A 233-nucleotide genomic window follows, 5' to 3' on the forward strand; every position below is an offset into this window, starting at 1 on the left:
GGCAAGGACAGTGACTTCGGCTATGGCGGCCTCGTCAATATCGGACTGGCCTCTAATGGTGCCCAGATTTTGGACTTCGACGGTAATTACCTAACACTGCGGAACGGCACATACACCAGTACAACACCTTTGGCTACCGGCACCACGTACCTTGGTGATGGCTATCACTGGATTGAAGCCTCAATCCAGATTAACGGCGCTAGCACCAAGGTAACGGCCTACGTGGATAGCAT

At 52.8% G+C, this 233-nt stretch carries 1 protein-coding gene; it reads left to right on the forward strand.

The features are described 5' to 3' along the window. Nucleotides 1–233: hypothetical protein (locus tag AC1RPQ_RS08710; protein ID WP_481762387.1), on the forward strand; the 233-nt coding region annotated here is incomplete at both ends.

The sequence above is a fragment of the Dellaglioa sp. CoH-57-MRSF-21 genome (assembly GCF_056781915.1).